The 609-nt window shown below is 69.3% G+C and carries 1 protein-coding gene; it reads right to left on the bottom strand.

Annotation, left to right across the window (positions count from 1 at the left end; genetic code table 11):
* Nucleotides 1–18 precede the first annotated feature (18 nt).
* The coding region (locus NS184_RS17070; protein ID WP_058727246.1) for a cytochrome c biogenesis CcdA family protein at nt 19–609 on the bottom strand (591 nt) is incomplete at its 5' end.

The following is a 609-nucleotide window of genomic DNA, read 5'->3' as shown; positions in this document are numbered from 1 at the left end:
GCGGCCGTGCCCTCGTGGTCAGACTGCCGGGACAAAGCTCTGGATCACCGCCCCGAGGCTCGACATGACGGCCGACCAGATGCCGGTGACCATGAGCAGACCGATGACGATCAGGATCGCTCCTCCGATGATGTTGACGGTGCGCATGTGCTGCTTCACGGCGCGGATCGCCCCGGTCGCCCAGCCGGCGCCGAGCGCGACGAGGACGAACGGGATGCCGAGGCCGAGGCAGTACGCCACCCCGAGCCACATGCCCTGCCAGGCGCTGCCGGACTGCACGCTGAGCAGGTTGATCGCAGCGAGGGTCGGGCCGAGGCACGGCGTCCAACCGAGTCCGAACACGATGCCGAGCAGCGGCGCGCCGACCAGCCCGGTCGCGGGTGTCCAGCTCGGCTTGATGGTGCGCTGCATGAACGTGAAGCGCCCGACGAACACGAGGCCCATGAGGATGACCACGACGCCGAGCACCTGCGTGATGAGGTCGCGCCACCGGACGAGCCAGAAGCCGAGCGCCCCGAACACCGTCGTGTACGCGACGAAGACCGCGGTGAACCCGAGGATGAAGAGCAGCACGCCGAGGACGACCCGCCCCTTGCGCTGCCCGCCCTC

This window comes from Curtobacterium luteum (assembly GCF_001475545.1).
Lineage (GTDB): Bacteria > Actinomycetota > Actinomycetes > Actinomycetales > Microbacteriaceae > Curtobacterium > Curtobacterium luteum_A.
Note: the sequence above shows the minus strand (reverse complement) of the source record. Positions and strands in the feature narration are given on the sequence as shown.